Below are 8,433 nucleotides of genomic sequence, written 5' to 3'. Positions count from 1 at the left end.
TCCCGAAACAGGCCGGGCGTCGCAGCCGAAGTGGAATTTGACACCCATGGTCGCAAGCTTGTCATGAAGTGCCGCCATCGCCGGGCGCGGGTCGAGGTGAGCCTCGTCGGGGAAGAGCAATCCACGCCGGAAGCGGCCGGCGAGGTCGGGTTCCAGGAGCGCAATTTCGTTTTCATCGACGCGCCGATGCCCTGACGTGCGACTGGCGAACCGGTCAAGCTCACCGGCATCACGCGGCGCGGCCACGACCAATGTCCCGGCCCGTGTCACCTGACCCGACAGCACCGCATCCCACCAGTCGGCAGCATCGCGTCCGAGATCCAGCACCGGCTGCTCCGCGCTTTCGCGCTCGCACCATGGCGCCAGCATGCCGCCGGCGAACCACGACGCGTTGCCACCAAGGCCATGCCGCATCTCGGCGACGGTGACCGTCGCGCCGCGGGCGGCGAGTTCGAAAGCGACGGTGAGGCCGGCAACGCCGGCCCCTTTGACGAGCACCCTCATGATGGTTTGGGAGCCTCTGGCACGACCGGTACGCCAGTCTCGTCCGCCTGCATGTAGAGATCGCCGCCCTCCCGGTATTTTGCCGCCATTGCCGCCATGCCTTCCTTCTGGGCCTCGGCACGGATGTCGTGGGAAATGCGCATGGAGCAGAATTTCGGCCCGCACATCGAACAAAAATGTGCCAGCTTGTGCGCCTCCTTGGGCAAGGTCTGGTCGTGGAAGGACCGTGCGGTTTCGGGGTCGAGCGACAGGTTGAACTGGTCCTCCCAGCGGAACTCGAAGCGCGCGCGCGAAAGGGCATCATCCCTGGTTTTCGCTGCCGGATGGCCCTTCGCCAGATCGGCTGCATGGGCGGCTATCTTGTAGGTGATCACGCCAATCTTGACGTCGTTGCGGTCGGGAAGGCCGAGATGCTCTTTCGGCGTGACGTAGCAAAGCATTGCGGTGCCGAACCAGCCTATCATGGCGGCACCTATCCCTGAGGTGATGTGGTCATAGCCCGGCGCGATGTCGGTCGTCAGCGGCCCCAACGTGTAGAACGGCGCCTCACCGCACACTGCGAGCTGCTTGTCCATGTTCTGCTTGATCTTGTGCATGGGGACATGGCCCGGGCCTTCGATCATCACCTGGCAGTCCTTTGCCCAGGCAATCTTGGTGAGTTCTCCAAGTGTTTCCAGTTCGGCGAATTGCGCCGCGTCGTTCGCATCGGCGATTGAACCGGGACGAAGGCCGTCGCCGAGCGAGAAGGAGACGTCATAGGCTCTGGCGATGTCGCAGATCTCCTCGAAATGCTCGTAGAGGAAGCTCTCCCGGTGATGGTGCAGGCACCATTTGGCCATGATCGAGCCGCCGCGCGAGACGATGCCCGTGACCCGGTCGACGGTCAGCGGGATGTAGTGCAGCCGCACGCCGGCGTGGATGGTGAAATAGTCGACGCCTTGCTCGGCCTGCTCGATCAGCGTGTCGCGGTAGACCTCCCAGTTCAGATCCTCGGCGATGCCGTTGACCTTTTCCAGCGCCTGATAGAGCGGCACCGTACCGATCGGCACCGGCGCATTGCGCACGATCCAGTCGCGGATGTTGTGGATGTTGCGGCCGGTCGACAGGTCCATCACCGTGTCCGCGCCCCAGCGGATAGCCCAGACCATTTTTTCGACCTCTTCGGCCATCGACGATGTGACAGCCGAGTTACCGATGTTGGCGTTGATCTTGACCAGAAAATTGCGACCGATGATCATCGGCTCGCTCTCGGGATGATTGATGTTGGCGGGAATGATTGCGCGCCCGCGCGCCACCTCGTCGCGCACGAATTCGGGTGTGACGAAATCTGGGATCGCCGCGCCGAAGGCTTCGCCGTCGCGTTGCAGCTTGCCGCGCATCACCTCGCGGCCGAGATTCTCGCGGATGGCTACGAACTCCATTTCTGGCGTGATGATGCCGGCGCGCGCATAGGCAAGTTGGGTCACCGCCTTGCCCTGCTTGGCCTTGAGCGGCCGATTGCGTATCGGAAATTCCGGTGTCAGGCGCTCGCCGGTGGCGAATCCATTGTCTTCCGGCCGGACGTGGCGGCCGTCATAGGCTTCGACATCGCCACGCGCCGTGACCCATTCGTGGCGAAGCCGGGCAAGGCCTTTTTCGATGCTGGTTTCGACTGATGGATCGGTGTAGGGGCCGGACGGATCGTAGACGGTGACGGGCGGTTCGCCGGCCGTCGGATGGACGGAAATCTCGCGCATCGGCACCCTGATCTGCGGGTAGAGGACGCCGGGCTTGTGGATTTTCCGCGAGGCGGGCAGTGGTCCCGTCGATACGGCGGGGGTGAGGGCATTCATCGTGAGGCTCCTTTGCTCATGCATTGGAGACCCAGTTCTGTGCCGGAAGGATGAAAAGACGCTTCTGTAGACCTGCTGCAACAGGACCTCGGGCGTAAACTCCCGCAAAGCGCTTGCACCGTCCCTACGCCAGTATGAACTGGATCAGGTTCAACGGGTCACTGCGCCGCGAAAGCCAGCAGTATCTCAGCCCCTTGCCGGGACTCCCCTGGTGAATGCCTTAGGTTGAACGGGCTGACGCTATCTTGTCAAGCGCATTCGGGCGCCTTCGGCCGGTGGCGACGACCGGCGGCCAGCCGGGCGGAGAGCTCGCGCATGCATCGGGGACAAGTCACGCCCCGTAGACCGGGGCTGAATGGCCAAAGCCTCATTCGCTTCGTGAAGGATGGAGAAACTGTATTGGCCATGTGCGCGTATCGACCAAGTAGCTCAGGCGGTCACGGATGTGGTTATTCTGGTCGAAGGTGACGAACGGCCTTGGGGGTCACCTCCTTTAGGATTCAGAGGTTGGAAGACGGCTTCTCGCGATCACGGCCATCAGGAAATACCTGTCTTCGGCTCAACCTCGACATGGCGTCCGATCGACCGCAGATATACAGCTATCTCGTTCATGAGATGATCGCGTTCGCCGTAGATTTCAGCAATCCTACGCAGCTGTGGCTCGACGGCCCTCCGTTGCGCTGGCGTGAAATCAGCATCGCCAAAGACGTATCCCAAGTTGCCAATCGCGCAAATTTTGCAGCCGGCGTCCACAACTGCTTGTACGAATGCCGGAATGTCTTTTTCTTGCATGGTCTTCATGTCGAACCTCTCGTGAATGGCGTGCTTGCGCCCCAATCTGCCTTTTCAGCGTGTCCTCTGGGCGGCGCAAGCCCTGAGCGTGACTGTGCACGGGCAACCTCGACTATCCCATCTGCCACGCTCTTTAGAATCGGTGGGGTCTGGTGATCGCAGGCTGGGCCACTCAAAAGCCTGCAAGAAGAAAGTCATGGCGACCATTGCTCAAGATCGCAAGGGTGCGTGCAAGACCTTCCGTTGGCAGTCATGCACGCTCGCTCAGAGATAGTCCGGCCGCGGAAATTCTCCCTTATTCGTAAGAAAGCTCATTGAGCAACTGGGCATTGAGCAACTGGGTCTCACGTCACGGGTCTCGTGTGCTTCACAGCCGAAAAATAGCCGCCGTGGCAATTCTCGAAAAGTGCAGGCTACCTCGTTAAGGACACTGCGGATGATCGTTCGCGCTTGGCAAAAGCGAACGGATTAGTCTATGGCTCTCGGCAGGGGGGCGAGTTATGCGGCGGGTGCGAATCCTTCAAGTAGGCGATATTCACTATCCGGACTGGCATCCTTCCTCTAGCAACATCGATGCCAAGGATAGCAAGTTCGCTCCGAAAATAACGCAGAAGCTACGCGCGTCTTCGCTGCGTGCCGTCTTGACGAAACTTCGGCGGCTGACGACTTCGAAGCCCTTGGATTCGATCGCCTTCATGGGGGATTTCACGAGCCGTGGCGACAAGACCTTCATTGCTTCGGCATTCCAGCATTTCACGTTGCTCTGCCGCGCACAGGGACGCAGTTCAAAGGCGCTTCCGTTGATATTCGTACCGGGAAATCACGATGTGAACCGTGATGACGCGCGCGAACTTGGACCGACTGAGAAATTCAGCGAAATGGCGAGTTTAGCCGCCCGCTTGGGTTGGCAGACCGTTCCCGTGGACCAACCCGTGCACTTCAGACTTCCGACAGGATCCGCAGGCGCAAACTTCATCCTCGTCAACACAGCGATAGGCAGTTGGGAGCTTCAAAACCTTCCCGCGTTCCTTCGTGATCGTCTCGAGGCACTCAGTCCTTCTACAGAGCCTCTAGATCTCGGCTCGCCGGACATCTCGGGACATTCGCCCGCGACACCTCCCAGCGATCCAGACAAGGAGGCGTCCGACGACGAGTATTACGGTCAGATGGACACGCCATACATCTCGCGTGAGATGCTTGCAGGCCTACAGGAATTGCTCCAGCAGCCCGACATGCGTTACGGCATCATAATCGGCCATCACAATCTGCTGCCACAAAAGACTCCGCGCATTACGCCATACGCGGAGATGCTCAACAGCGGATTTGTCAGAACTCAGCTGCTGCAGGGCAACAAGCCTATCGTCTACCTGCATGGACACATACATGCTGATCCGGTCGAGATCGTCAACGATCCAAGGTTTCCGGACGGCAAATTGATCTGCATCTCAGCACCAGAGATACAGTCAGGTTTCAATGAGCTCGTCTTCTTCACGACCGATCAGGGAGAGCTCGTCGGCATCCGACTTATACCCTACCGCACCAATGTCGCCGACGGGACGGTCATGGAAGGCGAACATTGCTTTATTTCGACCATGTCCAACGGCAAGGCCTTTCTGAACAACGACACGTTTGACCTGCTGCGCCGACTGCGCGACCATGCCACCAGGCGCGGGAATGGGTTACTCTTCTGGGACGAGATCACTGAGATTGCTGCCTCCGCCGAGCTCGGGCTAGATCTGGAAGACTCTCTTCTGATGCTCCAAGCGGCGCGCTTCATCGAGATAGACGGCCTCACCAAGGCAAACTCGGCTTGGCGCATTAAGGTAAGGGACGAATAGCGATGGAGAATCCGTTCGGCCCCAACAGGATCGAGTACGAAAGCCGCCCGATACTGTGGTTCAGTCAGAAGTCGGCGTTGATTTCTGCCGCCGCCAAGCCGGTCTTCGTCGCAGGGACGAGAGGCAGCGGCAAGACCAGCATTCTTCGCTCGCTTTCCACAGTCCATATTCTTGAAGACAAAAGTCTCTCGGACCAAGTCGGCAAGCTCGCTTGGTATGGCGTCTTCTTCCAGCTCAATGAGACATTCTCGCCCCTAATCGACAACGCCGTTCTGAACCTCATTCCGGAGCGGATACGCTTCGACACGGCCGCCGTGATCCCGCGGCAATTCGTAATCTTCTCTCACTATCTGGAGCTGAAGATAGTCGAACGCCTGCTCGAGAGCATCGGCCAGCTCAGACGCGACGGCCACTTGAAATACCGGGCCTCCGAAGATAGGGACGTCGCCCTGGCACTGCATCGCGAAGTGCTGCACTTCATACCCCAACCTGCCCGTCTCGACTTCTTCAGCATCGATGAGCTGCGGGGTGGGATAACCCGGTACGTCGACGAATGCTTCAACGCGTTCTTCTTTGCCGCCGATGCCGGAGCGACCGGCTTCAGAGCAACAGACCCTGGCGCGATCATTAACAAGGTCGCGACCGCGATCACTCCACTTTTAAATGGCCCATCTTTCGCCGGTGACAGGGCGCCCTTCTTCAAGATACTGATTGACGACTGTGAAGCACTGACACCGCTCCAACAGCAGTTCCTGAACACCTTGGTGAGAAAGACGCGCGGCAACGTGAAATGGGTCCTCGCCTACATCGGCGGCCTCTACGACACGATCCGGACGATCATACCCGGCCAGTCGCTCTCGAATGCTGACCGGGACGTCGAGAATCTTGATTCAGTCGATCCGAGGGAGTTCGCCACGCTGTGCGAGAACGTGTCGTCGCTTCGGCTGTACTATGCGCTTCCTGACCATCTGCGGAGTGATCTCGAGCGCAACGATGCGCTCAGCGCGTTTTCGCTCAAAAACCGGCTGGGGCGGCTTTCCGTCAATGACATCATCGAGCGGGTTATCATATCGGGTCATTCCGAGGGCAGAGAAGAGCTTGTGGCACTTGCTGATGCAGCACGTGAATTCCTCTCCGTGAATTTGAGGACGGCGGATCAGCAGCAATTCCTTCTTGATCGAAAAGCGCGCCCTTATGCCGAAGGGCTGGCGCTCGCGCTCATGAACCCGGAAATTAAGCGCCGGCCCATGAGCAAGGCGGATGCTTCAAATCTGAAGAGGTCGATCGCCCGGAAACAGGGATGGGCTTTTCTGAAAGCGTGCCAGATGCTGCGTCTGCATGACTACCCGTACGTAGGGCACCAGATCATCACATCATTGAGCGACGTCTGTATACGCGATTTCCTTGATATAATGGGAGAGATCTTCCGCCGCAGTGTTCCGAGTTCCAGTGATCCACGAAAACTGGTGGAATTCATCAACTCGGATTTACAGATTCATCTCGAACAGCAGAGACAGGCTGTGAACGCCGCCTCTCAACGGAAGCTTGATGGACTTCAGGCGCTTTCACATCCGTACGAAGAAGAGAGCGTGCGCATGGTGCGGGCGTTGGGTTACCTGACCGCTCGCCTCCAGACAGAGTTTGCCGAAGAAAATGCTCTAGGAACGACAGAGAGAGGCATTTTCAGGGTTGATCTAAAGGAAATGCGCTCGCTGGTGAACCGACTGGAGCAACCCAGCGGAAAACTGGACGAGGTCCTGCGTCGGGCGGAAAGGGATGGGTTTATCCGGGAGGTCTCCGCCGCCGGCAACTTTGAGGTGGACCGCGCCGACCCCGCATCGAAGGAGATGATGATCAGATTGCATCGGCGATTTGCACCTTACTTCGGGTTCTCCTATCGCGGCCCGTACGAAATCAACACAATCCCTGCGGCGCGGATGGTCGACCTGCTTTTTACCAGGCATCGGCTCCCAGAAGACTGGGCCGACTCGGTGTTTAAGGAGCTCGTCGCGCGGCCCGCACTCAAGACCGAATTCCAGCACTCGCTTTTCGAGAGCGATCTCGAATGACCGCTTCAACTGTCGAGTATCGAGTCTTCGGCCATCTGGCCGTCACCGAGAAGGCGAGAGATGCAGGTACCTGCGAAACGATGGAGGCAGATATCGCGATCGTCGCGCTTGGATGGGAAACGCGTTTCGCCGCGTTCGAAAACCATCTTGACCTGAAGGTCGGCAAGATCGTGGTTCTGGACTTTGCTCTGAAGGAAGCGAACGTCCCAGCCGTCGAAGAAAACCGGCGAAAGCTCATCGCTATGGGTACCCGATGGGGCGTCGAAGTGACTGTGATCACCCTCGAGCCTTCCATCGAGTATCAGAAGAACATCAATCTCCTCGATCACCTGCTCACTCAGATGGCCGCTTCATGTGGCTCATACGAAGGAAGCCTGCGGAAGGTTTTCGTCGAGTGCTCGACGATGCCGCGAATCTACATCCAATGGCTGATTGCGGTGGCATTCAAGAAAATGTCGATTCAGTCTCTCGAATTCGGGTACGCCGAAGGTATCTACGGGAACGCGATCGGCAAAGAGGATTTTTCCAGCGGCTTGGACCGATACGTCACCGTCCCTCATCTTCAAGGCAGCGGAGGAATGGGCGAAGAGAAAGTCCTGCTCGTGGGGATCGGAGGAGATGCCGACGTATTCTACGGATTGATCGATATCGTCAGTCCGGAACGGATCTCGCTCCTCGTCCCAAGAAGCGACAAGAATGCGCATATCGATGCTTTGCTCGATCAACAGGTGGCCAAGGTACGTGAAACCCACCGGCTCGAAGATGGCGAAGTTCGCGACATCCAGGCTTTCGGGCTGATGGCCCACCTCGATGCTTTCGAGACGTATCTCGACGGGTTCGGCTCGCGTGCGGTGGTGAACGTTTTTGTCAGCGGCCCGAAGGTTCAGGCCATCGCTGCTGCCGTGCTCGCCTGCTCCGACAGCCGCGTCCATCTCAAGGCAAGAATTCCCACCTCCTATGCCCATCGTGAAGTCTCAGCGAATGGGCGGTATCATATCTATAGGCTGATTGACCTGACATCCCCTGCCTGCAGCCTTCCCGGGACGTTCTGACACTATCTTGCATTCGAGTAGCATCATGGTCCCAGTAGCCGTTCCGCCAAGCCTTCAGCGCATGTTCGTGTCGCCCGATCCGGTCGATGGGGGGCTAATTCCCACTTGGAAGCTGCTCTACATCAGATCAGGGGGGAATGCAGACTGGCAGAATTCCGTCTAATTAGCGACTAGCTAAAACATATACTCAGGCGAGACTGTTCAGCATAGAAATAGTGAGTCGGCCGTGAACTATCCGCAAGCCATTGATCTGGCCTGTTGATTGAGGCGGATAGCGGCTTTGGAATTGCAGGATTAGCGGTATTTGGACGCTGTTTTCCTGCAATTCGGTTTTGCGATTCCCTTG

The 8,433-nt window shown here is 58.2% G+C and carries 6 protein-coding genes and 1 riboswitch; of the genes, 3 read left to right on the top strand and 3 right to left on the bottom strand.

Translation table 11 applies throughout. From position 1 onward, the window contains the following. The 3 genes from EOA22_RS17060 to EOA22_RS17045 all read right to left on the bottom strand — a co-directional run. Nucleotides 1-504, bottom strand: a 504-nt coding sequence (locus tag EOA22_RS17060; RefSeq protein WP_127390101.1) for an FAD-dependent oxidoreductase, incomplete at its 3' end; no start/stop codon positions are given. Then, nucleotides 501-2,336, bottom strand: a complete 1,836-nt coding sequence (thiC, locus tag EOA22_RS17055; RefSeq protein ID WP_063169414.1) for a phosphomethylpyrimidine synthase ThiC — start codon at nt 2,334-2,336, stop codon at nt 501-503. The genes EOA22_RS17060 and thiC, both read right to left, overlap by 4 nt. Before the next feature lie 103 nt (nt 2,337-2,439). Further along, a riboswitch (TPP riboswitch) is annotated at nt 2,440-2,556 on the bottom strand. Between the two features lie 317 nt (nt 2,557-2,873). After that, nucleotides 2,874-3,137 (bottom strand): hypothetical protein, encoded by a 264-nt coding sequence (locus tag EOA22_RS17045; RefSeq protein ID WP_082826710.1) that lies wholly within the window; start codon nt 3,135-3,137, stop codon nt 2,874-2,876. A gap of 491 nt (nt 3,138-3,628) precedes the next feature. On the opposite strand from EOA22_RS17045, the gene EOA22_RS17040 reads away from it, so the two are divergent. The 3 genes from EOA22_RS17040 to EOA22_RS17030 are packed head-to-tail and all read left to right on the top strand — an operon-like array spanning nt 3,629 to nt 8,087. Next, complete coding sequence (locus EOA22_RS17040; protein ID WP_063169413.1) at nt 3,629-4,966, top strand: metallophosphoesterase; 1,338 nt, start codon at nt 3,629-3,631, stop codon at nt 4,964-4,966. A 2-nt stretch (nt 4,967-4,968) separates the two neighbouring features. Then, nucleotides 4,969-7,035 carry a hypothetical protein gene (locus EOA22_RS17035; protein ID WP_063169412.1) on the top strand — a complete coding sequence of 689 codons (2,067 nt, stop codon included), beginning with the start codon at nt 4,969-4,971 and terminating at the stop codon, nt 7,033-7,035. Next, complete coding sequence (locus EOA22_RS17030) at nt 7,032-8,087, top strand: hypothetical protein (RefSeq protein ID WP_063169411.1); 1,056 nt, start codon at nt 7,032-7,034, stop codon at nt 8,085-8,087. Before EOA22_RS17035 ends, EOA22_RS17030 begins: the two co-directional genes overlap by 4 nt. Nucleotides 8,088-8,433 lie beyond the last annotated feature (346 nt).

It is taken from the genome of Mesorhizobium sp. M7A.F.Ca.US.014.04.1.1 (assembly GCF_003998745.1).
GTDB classification, from domain to species: domain Bacteria; phylum Pseudomonadota; class Alphaproteobacteria; order Rhizobiales; family Rhizobiaceae; genus Mesorhizobium; species Mesorhizobium ciceri.
Note: the sequence above shows the minus strand (reverse complement) of the source record. Positions and strands in the feature narration are given on the sequence as shown.